This is a genomic window from Bradyrhizobium sp. (assembly GCF_035309285.1).
Lineage (GTDB): Bacteria > Pseudomonadota > Alphaproteobacteria > Rhizobiales > Xanthobacteraceae > Bradyrhizobium.
Window position 1 is genome coordinate 1 of record NZ_DATGFH010000120.1, and the last position, 17,865, is coordinate 17,865.

Consider the following 17,865-nt stretch of genomic DNA (forward strand, 5'->3'; position numbering starts at 1 on the left):
AGGCGCCGACGCCCATCGCGACGAACATGTAGCCAAGCTGCGAGCAGGTCGAATACGCAATGATGCGCTTGATGTCGTTCTGCACGAGGCCGACGGTCGCGGCGAACATCGCGGTCGTCGCGCCGACCGCCGTCACGACGGTCTGGGCATCGGGCGACAGCGCGAACAACGGCGACAGCCGCGCCACCATGAATACGCCGGCCGTGACCATGGTGGCGGCATGGATCAGCGCCGACACCGGCGTCGGGCCTTCCATGGCGTCCGGCAGCCAGGTGTGCAGCAGGAACTGCGCCGACTTGCCCATCGCGCCCATGAACAACAGCACGCAGATCAGGGTCAACGCATCGGCATGCCAGCCGAGGACATCGATGGTCTTGCCGACAAGTCCGGGCGCGCCGTGGAAGACGGTTTCGAAATCAACCGCGTTCAGCATCATGAACACGGCGAAAATGCCGAGCGCAAAGCCGAAATCGCCGACGCGGTTGACGATGAAGGCCTTGATCGCCGCCGCATTCGCCGACGGCTTGTGGTACCAGAAGCCGATCAGCAGGTAGCTCATGAGGCCCACGCCCTCCCAGCCGAAGAACAGCTGCACGAGGTTGTCCGCCGTCACCAGCATCAGCATCGCGAAAGTGAACAGCGAGAGATAGCTGAAGAAGCGCGGCCGGTACGGGTCCTCGTCCATATAGCCGATCGAATAGAGATGGACGAGCGAGGAGATGGTGGTGACGACCACCAGCATCACCGCCGTCAACGTATCGACGCGCAGCGACCAGTTGACCTGCAGGTCGCCCGAGATGATCCACGGGAAGAGTGGGATCCGGGCGTCGTGGTGCATGAAGCCGACATCGACGAACGCGATCCAGGACAGCGCACAGGCGACAAACAACAGCCCCGTCGTGATGAACTCGGCCGCGCGCGAGCCGGCGGCCGCGGGCTCGCTCACGTGGTGGTCGTCGTGGCCATGATCGTCGTCGTGCCCGTCATGGGCCTCCGCGGCGTGCGCGTGATCGCCATGCGCATCGTCATGATGCTCGACGGTATCGCCGCTCAGGCAGCGCCCGTGCGCGCCGACCAGTGAGATGAGGCCGGCCAGGATGGCGCCCAGCAGCGGCAGGAAAACAATTGCCTGAACCATTAGCTTATCCCTTTGCGCATGATCTCCGCGCAAACGCGTTCCGCGTTTGTCGCGAAGGAAAACCGGTCCCCACTTTTCCGGATCATGCGCTGCCCTAGCCCTTCATCAGATTGACGTCTTCAACCGCGATCGAGCCGCGGTTGCGGAAATAGACCACCAGCACCGCAAGGCCGATGGCCGCCTCAGCAGCGGCAACGGTCAGCACAATCAGCGCAAACACCTGGCCGACGATGTCGCCGAGAAAGGTCGAGAACGCGACCAGGTTGATGTTGACCGCGAGCAGGATCAGCTCGATCGACATCAGGATGACGATGATATTCTTGCGGTTCAGGAAGATGCCGAGGATCCCGAGCGTGAACAGGATCGCCGCGACCGCGAGATAATGTCCGAGCCCGATCGTCATTTCACCCACTCCGCCGCGTCCGATTCCAGGAGCCCCTGCCCCGAAGCGACCTTGCGCACGGCCATCGCAAGCTCGGGCGTGCGCGCGTTCTGCACATTGATGTCCTGCCGCTTGACGTTGGCCTTGTGGCGGAGCGTCAGCACGATGGCGCCGATCATCGCGACCAGAAGCACCATTCCGGCAAGCTGGAAGTAATGGATGTACTTCGTATACAGCACGAGGCCGAGCGCCTCGGTGTTGCTGACATTGTTCGGGATCGGCGCGGTGATCGTCTTGCCGACGGTCGGGTTGATGACCCAGGCGCCGACCGTCAGCAGCAATTCGAACAGGAAGATGCCGCCGATCACGATGCCGACCGGCAGATACTGGATGAAGCCTTCGCGCAGCTCGGCAAAGTCGACATCGAGCATCATGATCACGAACAGGAACAGGACTGCGACCGCGCCGACATAGACCACGATCAGGATCATCGCCAGGAACTCGGCTCCCATCAGCACGAACAGGCCGGAGGCGTTGACGAAGGCGAGGATCAGAAACAGCACCGAGTGCACGGGATTGCGCGACACCACCACCATGACGGCGGAGGCGACACAGATGCCGGCAAACAGATAAAAGAACAACGCGGGAAGGATCATGCTGCCCTCACCTCACCGGTACGGTGCATCGAGCTCGATCGCCTTGGCGATCTCGCGCTCCCAGCGGTCGCCATTGGCGAGCAATCTGGCCTTGTCATAATAGAGTTCCTCGCGCGTCTCGGTCGCGAATTCGAAGTTCGGGCCCTCGACGATGGCGTCGACCGGGCAGGCCTCCTGGCACAGCCCGCAATAGATGCATTTCACCATGTCGATGTCGTAGCGCACGGTACGGCGGGTTCCGTCGTTCCGGCGCGGACCGGCCTCGATCGTGATCGCCTGCGCGGGACAGATCGCCTCGCACAGCTTGCAGGCGATGCAGCGCTCTTCGCCGTTGGGATAGCGGCGCAACGCATGCTCGCCACGGAAGCGCGGCGAGATCGGCCCCTTCTCAAAGGGATAATTCAGCGTCGGCTTCGGCTGGAAGAAATAGCGCATGGCGAGGAAAAAAGCCGACACGAATTCGGACAACAGCAGCGAGCGCGCGGTGGCGTTGACGTTGACACCCATGATGACCTCACTTCGGCGCGATGTCGGCGAAATGCAGCACGCCGGCGACGATGACCACCATCGCCAGCGACAGCGGCAAAAACACCTTCCAGCCGAGCCGCATCAGTTGATCGTAGCGGTAGCGCGGCACGATCGCCTTCGCCATCGCAAACAGGAAGAACATGAAGAACAGTTTCAGCGCGAACCAGACAATCCCCAGGGGTGCCCAGTTCAACGGCCACACGTCGATCGGCGACGTCCAGCCGCCCAGGAACAGGATCGTCGCCAGCGCGCACATCGTGGTGATCGCGACATATTCGCCAAGCATGAACAACAGATATGGCGTCGAGCCGTATTCGACCATGAATCCCGCGACAAGCTCAGACTCGGCCTCGACCAGATCAAACGGCGGCCGGTTGGTCTCCGCGAGCGAGGAGACGTAGAACACCACGAACATCGGCAACAGCGGCCAGACATACCAGTTCAGGATGGTGAGCCGCGGCAGTCCGATGAGGCTCGCCAAGCCGTGCAGCTTCTGCGCCTCCACCACCGCCGACAGGTTGAGCGAGCCGGCGCACAAGAGCACGGTGATGATGACGAAGCCGATCGAGACTTCGTAGGAGACCATCTGTGCGGCCGAGCGGAGGGCGGCGAGGAACGGGTATTTCGAGTTTGACGACCAGCCCGCCATGATGATGCCGTAGATCGACAGCGAGGAGATCGCGAAGATGTAGAGAATGCCGACATTGATGTCGGAGATCGCCCAGCCGAGATTGGTCGGGATCACCGCCCAGGCCGCAAGCGCCAGCACGCAGGAGACAAGCGGCGCCAGCAGGAATACGCCCTTGTTGGCGCCCGCCGGAATGGTCGGCTCCTTCAGCACGAACTTCAGGAGGTCGGCGAAGGATTGCAACAGGCCCCAGGGCCCGACGACGTTCGGGCCGCGCCGGATCTGCACTGCCGCCCAGATCTTCCGGTCGGCGAGCAAAATGTAGGCGATCGCGATCAGGAGCACGACGAGCAGCAGTACGCTCTGCGCGACCATCACGATCAGCGGCCAGAGGAAACCAGTCCAAAATGAGCTTGCGAGAAAATCAGCCATCAGGTCACGCTCATTCTGCTGCTTGCGCGGTTGGGAGGTGGCCGAGCGCGAAATTCACCGCGGCATCGGCGTGGATCAGCGTGGTGTCAAAGATCGGAAGCGGCGAGTTGCCCTCGTTGAGGAGCATGCCGACCTCGGTGCAGCCGAGCACGAGGCAATCGGCGCCCTTGGCCGCGAGGCGCCGTGCGACGTCGACATAGGCGGCACGCGACGTCTCGGTGACGTGTCCGACGCAGAGCTCGTCATAGATGATCTGATGCACCAGCGCTCGGTCGGCCTCGTCCGGCGTGATCGGCTCGAGGCCGAACTTCTCGCGAAGCCGGCCGGTATAGAAATCCTGCTCCATGGTGAAGCGGGTCGCCATGATCGCGGGCCGGCGTTTGCCGGCCTCGCGAATTTTCATCGCGGTCGCATCTGCAATGTGCAGGAAGGGAATGCCGATCGCCGCTTCGATCGCATCCGCCACCTTGTGCATGGTGTTGGTGGCAAGCACGATCACCTCGGCCCCTGCTCCTTCCAGGCGCTTCGCGATCGCAGCCAGACGCGCGCCCGCCTCCTGCCAGCGGCCTTCCGCCTGCATCTCCGCGATCGGCGCAAAATCGACGGACCACATCAGGATCTCGGCCGAGTGCAAACCGCCAAGCGCTTCACGGACGCGCCCGTTCAGCCGCGCATAATAATGCGCGGTGGATTCGCAACTCATGCCGCCGATGAGGCCGATCACCTTCATCGCTTCACTCCGCCGCCGTCAGCATGCGCTTCGAGGCGAGGCTCGAACATTCCGCCATCACCGCCGATGCACGCGCGATCGGGTTGGTCAGATAGAAATCCTCGACCGAAGACTTGAACGGCGTCTTCTCGACACTGCCGCCCTTGGCCGCAAGCGCCTTGATGTCTTCCGCCTTGCCCGGCTCGATCTGGTCGATCCGGATCAGGTGCGCAACCTGCTTGAAGACAGCTTGCCGCAGCGCGTGCTGGGAGTCATAGGGCAGCTTCTTGCCCAAAACGTCAGACAGCGCGCGGATGATGGCCCAGTCCTCGCGCGCTTCGCCCGGCGGGAACGCCGCGCGGCCGGCGATCTGCACGCGGCCTTCGGTGTTGACATAGATCGCGGATTTCTCGGTGTAGGCCGCGCCCGGCAGGATCACGTCGGCCCGGTGCGCGCCCTTGTCGCCATGCGTACCGATGTAGACCACGAAGGTGCCGTCGGGCACCTTGACCTCATCGGCACCGAGCAGGAACAGGATATCGAGGGTGCCGAAAGTCGTCATTTGCGCGGCGCTCAATCCGCCTGTGCCGGGCGCAAAGCCGATATCGAGCGCGCCGACGCGCGACGCCGCGTCGTGCAGCACCGCAAAGCCGTTCCAGCCATCCTTGATCGCGCCGACATCGGAGGCGAGTTTCGCCGCGAGTGCGAGCACCGCTGCGCCGTCATGCCGCGACGTGGCGCCGGCGCCAATCAGCACGATCGGATGCTGCGCGCTCTTCAGGACGTCGAGGAAGGCCCCCTTGCCGCTCGCGAGCCCGGCAAGCGAGTCAGTGCCTGCGCCGAGATGATCGTAAGGGTAGGTCAGATCGGCCTTGGCGCCGATCAGACCGACCTTGAGTGGGCCATTGCGCCAGCGCTTGCGGATGCGCGCGTTGAGGACCGCAGCCTCCTTGCGCGGATTCGAGCCGATAATCAGCAGCGCATCGGCCTGATCGATGCCGGCGATGGTGGGGTTGAAGAGGTAGGATGCACGGCCCGCCCTGGGATCGAAGGCATCGCCGCCCTGCACCGCGACGTTGGCCGAGCCGCATTTGGCGAGGAGCTCCTTCAGCGCGAACATCTCCTCGACGCCCGCGAGATCGCCGGCGATGGCGCCGATGCGTTTGCCGTCGATACGACCGGCCCTCGCTGCAATCGCACTGAACGCCTCTGTCCAGGACGCCGCACGAAGCTTGCCGGCCTCGCGGATATAGGGCCGGTCAAGCCGCTGCGTGCGCAAACCGTCGACGACGTGACGGGTCTTGTCGGAAATCCACTCTTCGTTCACGGCCTCGTTGAGGCGCGGCAGGATGCGCATCACCTCGCGGCCGCGGGTGTCGACGCGAATCGCTGAGCCGACGCCGTCCATCACATCAACCGACTGCGTCTTGCCGAGCTCCCACGGCCGCGCCGCAAAGGCATACGGCTTCGAGGTCAGCGCGCCCACAGGGCAGATGTCGACGAGATTGCCCTGCAGCTCCGAGGTCAGCGCGTGCTCGAGATAGGTCGTGATTTCCATGTCCTCGCCGCGCCCGGTCGCACCCATCTCGGGGGCGCCGGCGATCTCGGCGCAGAAGCGGACGCAGCGCGTGCACTGGATGCAGCGATTCATCGAGGTCTTGACCAGCGCGCCCAGATATTTGTCCTCGACTGCGCGCTTGTTCTCGGCAAAGCGGCTGGTGTCGACCCCATAGCCCATCGCCTGGTCCTGCAGGTCGCACTCGCCGCCCTGGTCGCAGATCGGGCAGTCCAGCGGATGGTTGATCAGCAGGAACTCCATCACGCCTTCGCGTGCCTTCTTCACCATTGGCGAGCGCGTGGAGATTTCCGGCGGCTCGCCCTTGGGACCGGGGCGGCAGTCGCGCACGCCCCAGGCGCAGCTTGCGACCGGCTTCGGCCCCCCCTTCACTTCGACGAGGCACATCCGGCAATTGCCGGCGATGGACAGGCGTTCGTGGTAGCAGAAACGCGGAATCTCGGCGCCCGCGGCCTCGCACGCCTGCAACAGCGTGTAGTCCGGCGAAACATCGATCTCTTTGCCATCGACGATGATCTTGGTCATTGCTGCTACTCCGCCGCGGCCATGCTGACGGGGTCGCGGACGCCGACATCGTCGATGTCAGCCTTGTGCGAATACTCGTCGATCCGTGCTTCGATCTCGTGACGGAAATGGGCGATCAGGCCCTGAATCGGCCACGCCGCGGCGTCGCCGAGCGCACAGATCGTATGGCCCTCGACCTGCTTGGTGACTTCCAGCAGCATGTCGATCTCGCGCTTGTGCGCGCGACCCTCGGCCATCCGGGTCAACACCCGCCACATCCATCCTGTTCCCTCGCGGCAGGGCGTGCACTGACCGCAGCTCTCGTGCTTGTAGAAATAGGAGATGCACGCAATCGCGCGGATCAGGTCGGTCGACTTGTCCATCACGATCACGGCCGCGGTGCCTAGGCCCGAGCGCAGCTTTCCGAGGCTGTCAAAATCCATCGGCGTGTCGATGATCTGTTCGGCCGGCACCATGCGCACCGAGGAGCCGCCGGGAATAACCGCCTTCAGATTGTCCCAGCCGCCGCGGATGCCGCCGCAGTGCCGCTCGATCAGCTCGCGGAACGGAATCCCCATCGCCTCTTCGACATTGCAGGGCCGCTCGACATGGCCGGAGATGCAGAACAGCTTTGTGCCGACATTGTTCGGCCGACCAATCGCCGAGAACCAGGCAGCGCCGCGGCGGAGGATATCCGGTGCGACCGCGATCGACTCGACATTGTTCACGGTGGTCGGGCAGCCGAACAGGCCAACGTTGGCCGGGAATGGCGGCTTCAGGCGCGGCTGGCCCTTCTTGCCCTCGAGGCTCTCCAGCAGCGCGGTCTCTTCGCCGCAGATATAGGCGCCGGCGCCGTGGGTGACATAGAGATCGAACGGCCAGCCGTTGACATTGTCCTTGCCGATCAGCTTCGCCTCATAGGCCTGATCGACGGCGGCCTGCAGATGCTCGCGCTCGCGGATGAACTCGCCACGCACATAGATGTAGCAGGCATGCGCGCCCATCGCGAAGCTCGCAAGCAGGCAACCTTCGACCAGCAGATGCGGATCGTGCCGCATGATCTCGCGGTCCTTGCAGGTGCCGGGCTCGGACTCGTCGGCATTGACCACGAGATAGCTCGGTCGGCCGTCCTTGGATTCCTTGGGCATGAACGACCACTTCAGGCCGGTCGCAAATCCTGCTCCGCCGCGGCCGCGCAAGCCCGACGCCTTCATCTCGTTGACGATCCAGTCGCGGCCCTTGTCGATGATCGCCTTGGTGCCGTCCCATGCGCCGCGCTTGCGCGCGCCCTCGAGCCCCCAATCGTGGAGGCCGTAGAGATTCTTGAAGATGCGATCCTTGTCGTCGAGCATGACTAAACAGATTCTCCGGTCAGCGGTTCACGCGCACGTGCCGTATCAGGTGACTTCCTTGAGCGTGGTCGGCCCGGTGATCGGCGCCGAAAACTGGCGGCCGTTCTGTGGGCCTGGTTTCGGTGGATTGCCGGAGGCGAAACCGTCGAGCACCTTGCCAAAGCTCTCCTTGGTCAGGTCCTCGTACGTATCCTTCCAGATCAGCACCATCGGCGCGTTCACGCAGGAGCCAAGGCACTCCACCTCCTCCCAGCTAAAGTTGCCGTCCCTGGAGAGATGGAAGGGATCATGATGGATGCGGCTCTTGCACACGTCGATGATATCGCCCGCGCCGCGCAGCCGGCACGGCGTGGTGCCGCAGACCTGCACATGTGCCTTCTTGCCGACCGGCGAGAGCTGGAACATCGTGTAGAAGGTCGCAATCTCCAGCATGCGGATGTAGGGCATGTCCAGGAGGTCGGCGACCGCGCGGATCGCGGCTTCCGAGACCCAGCCCTCGTGCTGCTCCTGCACCCGCCACAGGATCGCGATCGCCGCCGAAGCCTGCCGGCCGGGTGGATATTTGGCGATCTCCTTCTTGGCCCAGGCGAGGTTCTCGTCCGTGAACGTGAAGCTCGCGGGCTGCAATTCCTTCGGGGCGAGGCGGCGAACGGACATTGTGGTCTAGTCTTTCATTGCATGCGACGCGCGGCATTCGCGTTCAGCAAGTTGATGCGGTTCTGCCAGAACGCGCTTGCGGTGCCGAATACGTTGTAGCCGACGTGGGAGGAAACCTTGATGCGGTCGAGAATCGACAGCTCCTTGACCGTCTCGAGCTGGCTGGAGCGCGGGTCATAGACCATCAGTGTCAGCGGCGTCTTTTCCAGGATATAGCGCGACACCGTGTGTTCGCGGTCGCTGCCGTGCTCCTCGCACAGCAGGACGCTGTCCGTCTGCAGCAGCCGCGAACCGCCCTTGATGGCCTCGATCTCGACGCCCTCGACGTCAAGCTTGATGAGGTATTTGCCGTTCGGCGGCACCTTGCCGTCATCGATCAGATTGTCGAGCGCGATCACCGGGACTTCTTCTCCGCCGCTGTTGCTGCCGGCGATGCTGAAGGCCTCGTGCTTGGTGCCAGTGAGATGCGCGGTTCCGCGCGCCGAGCCGATGGCGCATTTCATCAGCTCGAAGCGATCGTTGTTGACGCGGGCGTTGTTGGCGAGTTTCGGAAAGTTCTGCGACGACGGTTCGATCGCAATCGCCTTGTGCGAGCCGAACGGACGACTGGAGACCAGCACCGACCAGTACCCGTAATTGGCGCCGCAATCGATCAGCGTGTAGTCGACGCCGGCCGAGTCGCGGAATAACAGCTCCAGCTCGTCCTCGTAATTGTAGGAGCGGTTGAGCAGCTTGCTCCAGTAGCCATCGCCGTAAGGAAATTCGAACACCGCATCCGCGTTGAGCTTGATTGCGATGTTGCGCTCGGGCAGCGTCTTGCGCAGCAGATTGGCGCAGGAGATGTAGCCGCGATGCGAGAAGTGGGAGGAGATTTTCGATCCTGTCACCAGCGCCAGCGCAGCCGTCCGCTCCCACAGGTTGGCCCCTTCCAGGGCACCTGAGGCGCGGTCAAACTGGATGGGCGCAGGCGGCGTCACCGATCGACCTCACCGAACACGATATCGAGCGAGCCCAGGATCGCCGAGATGTCGGCGAGCAGATGCCCCTTGCAGACGAAGTCCATTGCCTGCAGATGCGCAAAGCCGGGGGCGCGGATCTTGCACTTGTAGGGCTTGTTGGTGCCGTCGGCGACGAGATAGACGCCAAACTCGCCCTTGGGGGCTTCGACCGCGGCATAGACTTCGCCGGGCGGTACGTGAACGCCCTCGGTATAGAGCTTGAAGTGATGGATCAGCGCCTCCATCGAGCGCTTCATCTCGCCGCGACGGGGCGGCGCGATCTTGTTGTCCTGAACCACGACGGGCCCCTGCCCGTCGGGTGCTCTAAGCTTCTGGATGCACTGCTTCATGATGCGCACGGACTGGCGCATCTCTTCCATGCGTATGCAATACCGGTCGTAGCAGTCGCCGTTCTTGCCGATCGGAATGTCGAAGTCCATCTCGGCATAGCATTCGTAGGGCTGCGCCTTGCGCAGGTCCCAGGCCGCGCCGGAGCCACGCACCATCACGCCGGAAAAGCCCCACTCCCAGGCCTGCTGCAGCGTCACCACGCCGATATCGACGTTGCGCTGCTTGAAGATGCGGTTGCCGGTCAAGAGACGGTCGAGATCGTCGACCACCTTCAGGAACGGATCGCAGAACGCCTCGATGTCGTCGATCAACTTCGGCGGCAGATCCTGGTGCACGCCGCCGATGCGGAAAAAGGCCGCATGCATGCGCGAGCCGGAAGCGCGCTCATAAAACACCATCAGCTTTTCGCGCTCTTCAAAGCCCCACAAGGGCGGGGTCAGCGCACCGACGTCCATCGCCTGCGTGGTGACGTTGAGGAGGTGTGAAAGCAGCCGCCCGATCTCGCAATAGAGCACGCGGATCAGTTGCGCGCGGCGCGGCACCTCGATGCCGAGCAGCTTTTCGGCGGCGAGGCAGAAGGCATGCTCCTGGTTCATCGGCGCGACATAGTCGAGCCGGTCGAAATACGGGATCGCCTGCAGATAGGTCTTGTGCTCGATGAGTTTTTCCGTGCCGCGATGGAGCAGGCCGATATGCGGATCGACCCGCTCGACCACCTCGCCATCGAGCTCCAGCACGAGACGCAGCACGCCGTGCGCCGCCGGATGCTGCGGTCCGAAATTGATGGTGAAATTGCGCAGGTGTTGCGGTTGCTCGTTCATGATCAGGCCTTCGGTCCTGCCTTCTCGTCGCCGGGCAGCACTGGATAGTCAGCGCCTTCCCAAGGAGACAGGAAGTCGAATTTGCGGAATTCCTGATTGAGGCGGACAGGCTCGTACAGGACCCGCTTCTCCTGGTCGTCGTAGCGTACCTCGACAAAGCCGGTCAGCGGGAAATCCTTGCGCAAGGGATGCCCGTCGAATCCGTAGTCAGTCAGCAGGCGGCGCATGTCGGGATGGCCGGTGAAGATCACGCCATAGAGGTCGTAGGTCTCGCGCTCGAACCAGTCAGCGCCCGGAAACACCTCGATGATCGAGGGCACCTGCGTGGTTTCATCCGCCTCGGCGCGAATCCGGATGCGCGTATTCAGCGTCGGCGACAACAGATGATAGACCACGTCGAAACGCTTCTCGCGGCCAGGATAGTCGACGGCAGTGACATCGGTGATGTTGATGAAGCGACAGGAAGGGTCGTCGCGCAAATACTTCACGACGTCGACGATCTTCTCGGCCCGCACCGTCACGGTGAGCTGGTTAAAGGCAACCGAATGTCCACTGGCCGCGCCCGGGAGCGCGCTCACGATCGTCTGGCCCAAGGCGTCGAGCTTGCCGTCGTCCATTTTGACAAAACCTTCAGCGTTCGATGGTGCCGATGCGGCGGATCTTCTTCTGCAACAGCAACACGCCGTAGAGCAGCGCCTCCGCCGTCGGCGGGCAGCCCGGCACGTAGACGTCGATCGGCACGATGCGGTCGCAACCGCGCACCACCGAATAGGAATAGTGGTAGTAGCCGCCGCCATTGGCGCAGGAGCCCATCGAGATCACGTAGCGCGGCTCGGGCATCTGGTCGTAGACCTTGCGCAGCGCCGGCGCCATCTTGTTGGTGAGCGTGCCGGCCACGATCATCACGTCGGACTGCCGCGGCGAGGCACGCGGGGCAAAGCCGAAGCGCTCGACGTCATAGCGCGGCATCGAGACCTGCATCATCTCGACGGCGCAGCACGCCAGACCAAACGTCATCCACATCAACGAGCCCGTGCGTGCCCAGGTGATGAGGTCATCGGCCGCCGCAACGAAGAAGCCCTTGTCCGAGAGCTCGTGATTGACCTCGCGGAAATAGGGGTCGTTGGCGCCGACCGGCTTGCCGGTTGCGGGATCCAGAATGCCCTTGGGAGCCGGGGCGATCGCCGGCCCTGTCGACGTCGTAGGGCTCAATCCCATTCGAGCGCGCCTTTCTTCCATTCATACGCAAAGCCGACCGTGAGCACGGCCAGGAACACCACCATCGACCAGAAGCCGGTTGCGCCCAGCTTGCCGAACGCCACGGCCCACGGGAACAGGAACGCCACTTCGAGATCGAAGATGATGAAGAGGATCGCAACCAGATAGAAGCGGACGTCGAACTTCATGCGGGCGTCGTCGAAGGCGTTGAAGCCGCACTCATAGGCCGACAGCTTTTCCGGGTCGGGCTGCTGGAACGCGACCAGGAACGGCGCGATCAGCAGCGCCAGGCCGATCACGCCGGCCACGCCGACAAACACGACAAGGGGGAGATAATTGTGCAGGATGCCCGTCATCGGCACTACCTTCTTCCGCGGTTTCGGGAGGGTCCGCAGATTCGACGATCTGGAATGGTTCTGAGGCTTAGCGCAGCGCAACAGGGGGCGCAAGACAAGCTATTTTGACGCTCTCGGCGGCATGGGAAAACCCAATTTCGCCCCTCGGGGCCGTGCCGCTGCAATCGAGTTGGGCAGTCACTGGAGGCTGCGCCGCCTCAGCTCTCGAGCTATGGTCAGCCCAGCTCCTTTTCAACCGCCAGCATCGCTTCAGCCTTGCGGGTCAGGCGGTCGATGTGGTCGAGCAGCATCTCGATCTCTCCGCGATCCAACTGTTCCAGGAGGCGCTGATTGCGCTCCTGGGCGCCCGCGACGATTGCGTCATGGGCAGCAAGCCCGCTCCGGGTGAGCGAGATCAGCACTTCCCTGTTGTCCCTCGGATTGACCGCCTTGGCGACCAGCTTGCGCGAGACCAGAACCGCCAGTGCGCGGCTGATCTGGCCCTTGTCCATGCCGACCGCTTCCGCCAACCGAACGACACTCATCGGCGGGCGGCGGCCGAGCGAGGCCACGAGGCCAAATTCCACCGACGAGAGCCCGGTGAGGCGCTTGTAGCGCAGGATCGCGCCGCGCTTGAGCAGATTGGCGAGCACCATCAGGCGCGAGGACATCATGGCCGTGATCGGCGCCAGTTCCTCGTCTCGGAGAGGTTCGGCGCCCGCCTCCGGCGGTTCGGCTCGCTTCGGTTTCCGGCTCATCCTGAAACCTCTGCCAACAAAGCAAGCCGCTGCCAAGAGCAAATCGTTGACATTGTCATCAATCAATCGTTGACATTGTCATCGATCTGCCTTCATCTCCGCTTAACCAAGCCAAGCAAGCAGCGGGGAGGAACGGCGATGACCATCACTCAGCGCGATCGAGATCTCGGCACCGCCTACGCCCTGAAGCCGCCGACGACACGAACTGAACTCACCGCGGTCGGCCGCGGCACGCCCATGGGCGAGCTCCTCCGGCGCTTTTGGCACCCGGTCGGGCTGACCTCCGACGCGACCGATATCCCCAGGAAAGTGAAGGTGTTGGGCGAGGATCTGATCCTGTTTCGTGATCGGCTCGGCCGCGCCGGGCTGCTGCACGCGCGCTGCTGCCACCGCGGCACCACGCTCTATTACGGCAAGGTCGAAGACGACGGCATCCGCTGCTGCTACCACGGCTGGAAGTTCGACACTGAGGGTCGCTGCCTGGAGCAGCCCTGCGAGCCCGAAGGCGGCCTGTTCAAGGACAAGGTCCGCCAGCCCTGGTACCCCGTCGAGGACCGCTACGGGCTGATCTTCGCCTATATGGGCCCCGCCGACAAACGGCCCGTGCTGCCGCGCTACGATTGCCTGGAGAAAATGGACGACGGCGAGTTCGTCGAGGCCGATGACAGCTCGATCGGCGGCGGCGGGCCGGCGATCATCCCCTGCAACTGGCTGCAGCATTTCGAGAACGTGGTCGATCCCTACCACGTGCCGGTGCTGCACGGCTCGTTCAGCGGCCCGCAATTCACCAACATGATGGCGTCGATGCCCGAGGTGAAATTCGAGATGTCGCCGCGCGGCGTCACCGTGCGCTCGATCCGCAGGCAGGACGACGGCAGGATCTTCTACCGCGTGACCGAAGCCGCCCTCCCTACGCTGCGCGTCGTGCCGAATCCGCGCGTGGCGCAGTTTGCCCGCGTCGAGTCGATCGGCTGGACACTGCCGATCGACGACACATCGTTCCGCATCTATGTCGCCGGCCGTGTGAAAAACTCCGGCGATATCGGCCGCATGCGCTCGAAGTTCAACGGCAAGTTCTGGTGGGACATGACGGAGGAGGAGCACCAGCGTTTCCCCGGCGATTACGAGGCGCAGACCGGCCAGGGCGCGGTGACGCTGCATTCGGAAGAACATTTCGGCCAGAGCGACCGCGGCGTCCTGATGGTGCGGCGGATGATGACCGAGCAGCTCGAGGCGCTCGCGGCGGGGCGCGACCCGATCGGGGTGTCGTTCGACGCGACCGCAAAGCCGATCGAGTTCGAAGCGGGGAATTTCATTCGCGAAGCGTGAAGGCAGCTTTCGCTCATAACGGGGAAAATCGGGGGGAAACCATGGTCGATCTCGCGCCGCAGGCGGCCGCATCGGTGCAGGCTGACGCCGCGCCGTCGGCCCGCAGGTACTACGTTCTCGCCATCCTGACGATCGTCTACGCCCTGAACTTCCTCGACCGCACGATCTTCAATGTCCTGATCGAGCCGATCAAGAAGGAGTTTTCGCTCAGCGACACCACGATGGGCCTGCTCGCAGGCTTCGGCTTCGTGCTGTTCTACTCGCTGCTCGGCATTCCGATCGCGCGCATCGCCGACCGGCTGAACCGCCGCAACATCGTCGCCATAGCGTTTGCCTTCTGGAGCGCGACGACCTTCCTCTGCGGCATGGCCTCCAGCGTCGCGACCCTTGCGCTCGCGCGGATCGGGGTCGGTATCGGCGAATCCGCTGGCACCCCGGCCTCGCAATCGCTGATCGCTGATCTCTTCACCAAGAACGAGCGCCCGCGCGCGCTCGGCATCTACGCCATCGGCACGTATCTTGGCGTGTTCATGGGCTACTTCGTCGGCGGCTATGTCAATCAGCACTATGGCTGGCGGATGGCCTTCTTCGCAGCCGGACTTCCCGGCGTGGCGCTCGCCGCGATCCTGTGGCTGACGATCGCCGAGCCCAAGCGCGGCACGATGGCGGAAAATTTCGTGCGCGAGCCGCTCGCACCGACGCTGCGCTTTCTTGCGACCCAGCCGAGCTTCATCATTGTGATGATCGGCTTTTGCCTGACGACCTACACCAACTATGCCACGGCCGCGTGGATCCCCCCCGTTCCTGGCGCGCGTGCACCACCTTTCGAGCGTCCAGATCGGCACCTATGCCGGCACCTTCAAGGGATTGGCGGGCATGGCCGGCACGCTCCTCGGCGGCGTCGTGGTGGCGCGAATCTCGAAGCGCGACGACCGCTGGAAGTTGTGGGCGCCGGCGATCATGTCCGGCCTCGCCGGCCCGGTGTTTGCCGTTTGCATGCTGACCCCTGATTTCGCGACCATGGTCGCGATGCTGGCGCTGACCTCCTTCCTGGTCGGCTTCCACCTCGGGCCCATCTTCGCCATCGCCCAGACGGTAGCGCGGCCGAGCATGCGGGCGCTGGCCTCCGCCTTCATGCTTCTGACGGCAGCCGGCTTCGGCCAGGGTGTCGGTCCGCTTGCGGTCGGCATGATCAACGACGCGCTCAAGGGGAGCTACGGCAACGACGCCGTGCGCTATTCGCTGTTGTCGGCCGCGGTCACGACCACGCTCGGCGCGCTGTTGTTCGTATGGGCGGCGCGGTTCATCCGCGCCGACATCAAGCGGGCGATCTAGCCTGGTCATGCCGCCAGGAAGGCGAGCAGGTCCGCGTTGAACCGCTCGCCATGGGTCAGCGGGAGCGCGTGCGGCGCGCCCTCGTAGACCGTCAATTTGCTGCCCTTGATGAGCTTCGCCGTCTTGGCGCCCGTGAGCGGAAGCGGCGCGCTCGCATCCTTGTCGCCCTGCACGATGAGCGTGGGGCGATCGACCTTGGCGGCGGCCGCGCGCAGATCGGCCCCGGCGATGGTCCGCCGGCACGCCAATGCCACCGGCTGCGGTACGCTCAACATCATCTGCCTGACCCAGGCGCGTGTAACCTCGTTCGTATCCGGCATGAAGAAGGGTGCTTCGTTTTCGGCCATCCATTTCGAAAAGTCCCGCGCGATTGCATCGATTTGCGCTTCGATCATGGCTTCAGGAATCGCGTCCGGGTTATCCTCCGTCTTCATGAGAAAGGGTGTCGTCGGGGCCACGAGGACGAGCTTCGAAATCCGCCCCGATCCGTGCCGCGCGAGATAGCCGAGTGCTTCGACGGCGCCCATCGAATGCGCCACCAGCGTCACGTCGTTCAGTTCGCGCTGTTCGATGACGGCAGCGACGTCGTCGGCAAGCGTATCGAGGTCATAGCCCATCGCCGGCAACTCGGACCGGCCGTGACCGCGCCGGTCGGGCGCGATGCAGCGATAACCCTTTGCGGTGAGCGCCGCGATCTGGCTGCCCCAGACGTCGGAATTGAAGGTCCAGGCAGCAAGAAAGAGCACTTGGCGGCCGGAGCCCCAATCCTGGACGAAAAGCCGCGTGCCATCCTTGGCAGTTGCATACGGCGCACGCGTTTCCCGCTTCGCAATGGCGGGCTGAGCGGACGCGGCTGAAGCCGCGACCGCGGGTCCAATGTCGCCGCGAAACCCGGCTTCGAGGACAGTTCGACGATTCATCGTGCTTCTCCCTTCGCTGATCGCTCGGCGCGCCATTCGCTGCCGATGGATCAATCATGACAAAGGGACATCACGCCTGCGATTACGCGGTAGGTAATCCAGGCGGATACGGCTCCGGGCAACTTTCTGCAGGTCGGGTCCATTGATTTCATTGTTGTTTTTCAAACCTCACGGCCCGCACGCTTAACCATGAAATCAATTCGGCTCTTCCACGAAACCATTTGGCGGAACTGACGAAACCACTCTGAAACAGTTGGGGCGTAGGCCTTCTGCCCAACAAGGCGTCTCAGACGCCGGGAGGCTCAGATGAACCACTCCATTCATTCCGCCGATCGTGCGACCCATCTGAAGATCGTGGTGATGGCGCTGGTCGCCGGTATCGCGGTGGCAGCGTTCGGCATCACCACCCGCAGCCATGTCGACTACACCCAGACCGCTACCGTCATGAAGGCCGGCAAGCCGGTGGCCGTGACGAGCTCGGACACATCGATGGTCCGCTGAGCCAAACTTCAGTTTCAGCGAAAGGCCGCCTTCGGGCGGCCTTTCGCATTGTGGAGATACTTTTCCGATTTGGCTGTCAAACAGCAGGTGGAGGACATGAATCAGTGTTCCCGCGGCATGATCTGCCCGAGGCTTTGCAAAGTGAACGCCCCGATCGAATGAGAGGGCGCAGGGAATGCCGGGTGCAGGCCGCACCCGTGAGCCTTGCGTGCAAAGAAAGTGCACTTGCGCACGCAGGCAACAACAGGGCAGCCAGAACAACCGGCATTCCCTGCGCGATGGTTTACGGCTTATGGCGCGCTCTCCTCGGGGTACCGGGCTTGATAGCCCCCGTCGTCTCGCGGTGATCACCGCGCGACTTGATCCCAGCATCGGGGGACCAGGACCACACGCTTTTGCCGTCCGCGCACGCCATCACTCGTCGCGTGATGCCGCCCGCGTCCATCGCATCCCGCCCCGCGTTCGTGACGACGCGTAACGCCCCTCTTGCCGAGTCGGGACAGCGCGGAATGAATCACAATTTTTCGAAAAACGGAAGCACAATATTTTTCGCGGAGAGGCTTGACATGAATTCGCAAAATCAGAAATGACGGACCCCGTCGAGGCAGGGCAAGAACTTGTCGTCAGGCCAGTTGAGCCTGCTGTTGAGGGCAAACGGCCTGCGGGGGCATGCTGTAGGTCCATAAAGCGCTCAGAACGCTGTTGGTAGAGTTCCGGAGGGCTGCGAAGGCCCGCAG

18 protein-coding genes and 1 pseudogene are annotated in these 17,865 nt (G+C 63.4%); 3 read left to right on the forward strand and 16 right to left on the reverse strand.

Going from position 1 to position 17,865, the window contains the following annotated elements; genetic code table 11:
• From VKR55_RS22815 to VKR55_RS22885, 15 genes are all read right to left on the reverse strand, one after another.
• Positions 1-1,138 (reverse strand): NADH-quinone oxidoreductase subunit L (locus VKR55_RS22815; RefSeq protein ID WP_324406854.1); only part of this gene is annotated, 1,138 nt, incomplete at its 3' end.
• A 94-nt stretch (positions 1,139-1,232) separates the two neighbouring features.
• Positions 1,233-1,541: an NADH-quinone oxidoreductase subunit NuoK gene (gene nuoK, locus VKR55_RS22820; RefSeq protein ID WP_324406856.1), complete on the reverse strand. Its 309-nt coding sequence runs from the start codon at positions 1,539-1,541 to the stop codon at positions 1,233-1,235.
• Complete coding sequence (locus VKR55_RS22825) at positions 1,538-2,176, reverse strand: NADH-quinone oxidoreductase subunit J (protein ID WP_324406858.1); 639 nt, start codon at positions 2,174-2,176, stop codon at positions 1,538-1,540. The genes nuoK and VKR55_RS22825 overlap by 4 nt, the downstream gene beginning before the upstream one ends.
• 12 nt (positions 2,177-2,188) lie before the next feature.
• Positions 2,189-2,683: an NADH-quinone oxidoreductase subunit NuoI gene (gene nuoI / locus VKR55_RS22830; RefSeq protein WP_324406859.1), complete on the reverse strand. Its 495-nt coding sequence runs from the start codon at positions 2,681-2,683 to the stop codon at positions 2,189-2,191.
• A gap of 7 nt (positions 2,684-2,690) precedes the next feature.
• Positions 2,691-3,764, reverse strand: a complete 1,074-nt coding sequence (nuoH, locus tag VKR55_RS22835) for an NADH-quinone oxidoreductase subunit NuoH (RefSeq protein ID WP_324406860.1) — start codon at positions 3,762-3,764, stop codon at positions 2,691-2,693.
• A 10-nt stretch (positions 3,765-3,774) separates the two neighbouring features.
• Entirely contained in the window at positions 3,775-4,494 is a 720-nt protein-coding gene (locus tag VKR55_RS22840) for an aspartate/glutamate racemase family protein (protein WP_324406862.1), read from the reverse strand.
• 4 nt (positions 4,495-4,498) lie between these two features.
• Entirely contained in the window at positions 4,499-6,574 is a 2,076-nt protein-coding gene (gene nuoG / locus VKR55_RS22845; protein WP_324406863.1) for an NADH-quinone oxidoreductase subunit NuoG, read from the reverse strand.
• A gap of 5 nt (positions 6,575-6,579) precedes the next feature.
• Positions 6,580-7,905, reverse strand: a complete 1,326-nt coding sequence (nuoF, locus tag VKR55_RS22850; protein WP_324406865.1) for an NADH-quinone oxidoreductase subunit NuoF — start codon at positions 7,903-7,905, stop codon at positions 6,580-6,582.
• 45 nt (positions 7,906-7,950) lie between these two features.
• The gene (gene nuoE, locus VKR55_RS22855) at positions 7,951-8,562 is read right to left on the reverse strand and encodes an NADH-quinone oxidoreductase subunit NuoE (protein ID WP_324406867.1); all 612 of its coding nucleotides are present in this window, start codon (positions 8,560-8,562) and stop codon (positions 7,951-7,953) included.
• A 14-nt stretch (positions 8,563-8,576) separates the two neighbouring features.
• A complete protein-coding gene (locus tag VKR55_RS22860) occupies positions 8,577-9,539 on the reverse strand; it encodes an FkbM family methyltransferase (RefSeq protein ID WP_324406869.1) in 963 nt (320 codons plus the stop codon).
• A complete protein-coding gene (locus VKR55_RS22865; protein WP_324406871.1) occupies positions 9,536-10,732 on the reverse strand; it encodes an NADH-quinone oxidoreductase subunit D in 1,197 nt (398 codons plus the stop codon). Before VKR55_RS22865 ends, VKR55_RS22860 begins: the two co-directional genes overlap by 4 nt.
• 2 nt (positions 10,733-10,734) lie before the next feature.
• Positions 10,735-11,349, reverse strand: a complete 615-nt coding sequence (locus tag VKR55_RS22870; protein WP_324406873.1) for an NADH-quinone oxidoreductase subunit C — start codon at positions 11,347-11,349, stop codon at positions 10,735-10,737.
• Positions 11,350-11,362: 13 nt separating this feature from the next.
• Complete coding sequence (locus VKR55_RS22875) at positions 11,363-11,944, reverse strand: NuoB/complex I 20 kDa subunit family protein (RefSeq protein ID WP_324406885.1); 582 nt, start codon at positions 11,942-11,944, stop codon at positions 11,363-11,365.
• Positions 11,941-12,306, reverse strand: a complete 366-nt coding sequence (locus VKR55_RS22880; protein WP_324406876.1) for an NADH-quinone oxidoreductase subunit A — start codon at positions 12,304-12,306, stop codon at positions 11,941-11,943. The genes VKR55_RS22875 and VKR55_RS22880 overlap by 4 nt, the downstream gene beginning before the upstream one ends.
• Positions 12,307-12,521: 215 nt before the next feature.
• The gene (locus VKR55_RS22885) at positions 12,522-13,043 is read right to left on the reverse strand and encodes a MarR family winged helix-turn-helix transcriptional regulator (RefSeq protein ID WP_324406878.1); all 522 of its coding nucleotides are present in this window, start codon (positions 13,041-13,043) and stop codon (positions 12,522-12,524) included.
• Between the two features lie 138 nt (positions 13,044-13,181).
• Between VKR55_RS22885 and VKR55_RS22890 the strand changes: the two genes are divergently transcribed.
• On the forward strand, positions 13,182-14,372 hold the full coding sequence (locus VKR55_RS22890) for an aromatic ring-hydroxylating dioxygenase subunit alpha (RefSeq protein ID WP_324406880.1): 1,191 nt from the start codon (positions 13,182-13,184) through the stop codon (positions 14,370-14,372).
• A 41-nt stretch (positions 14,373-14,413) separates the two neighbouring features.
• Positions 14,414-15,707, forward strand: a pseudogene (locus VKR55_RS22895) (spinster family MFS transporter).
• Positions 15,708-15,712: 5 nt separating this feature from the next.
• Here the strand turns inward: VKR55_RS22895 and VKR55_RS22900 are convergent.
• Complete coding sequence (locus VKR55_RS22900; RefSeq protein WP_324406882.1) at positions 15,713-16,627, reverse strand: alpha/beta fold hydrolase; 915 nt, start codon at positions 16,625-16,627, stop codon at positions 15,713-15,715.
• 306 nt (positions 16,628-16,933) lie between these two features.
• On the opposite strand from VKR55_RS22900, the gene VKR55_RS22905 reads away from it, so the two are divergent.
• Positions 16,934-17,128, forward strand: coding sequence for a hypothetical protein (locus VKR55_RS22905; RefSeq protein WP_324406884.1), 195 nt, complete (start codon positions 16,934-16,936; stop codon positions 17,126-17,128).
• Positions 17,129-17,865 lie beyond the last annotated feature (737 nt).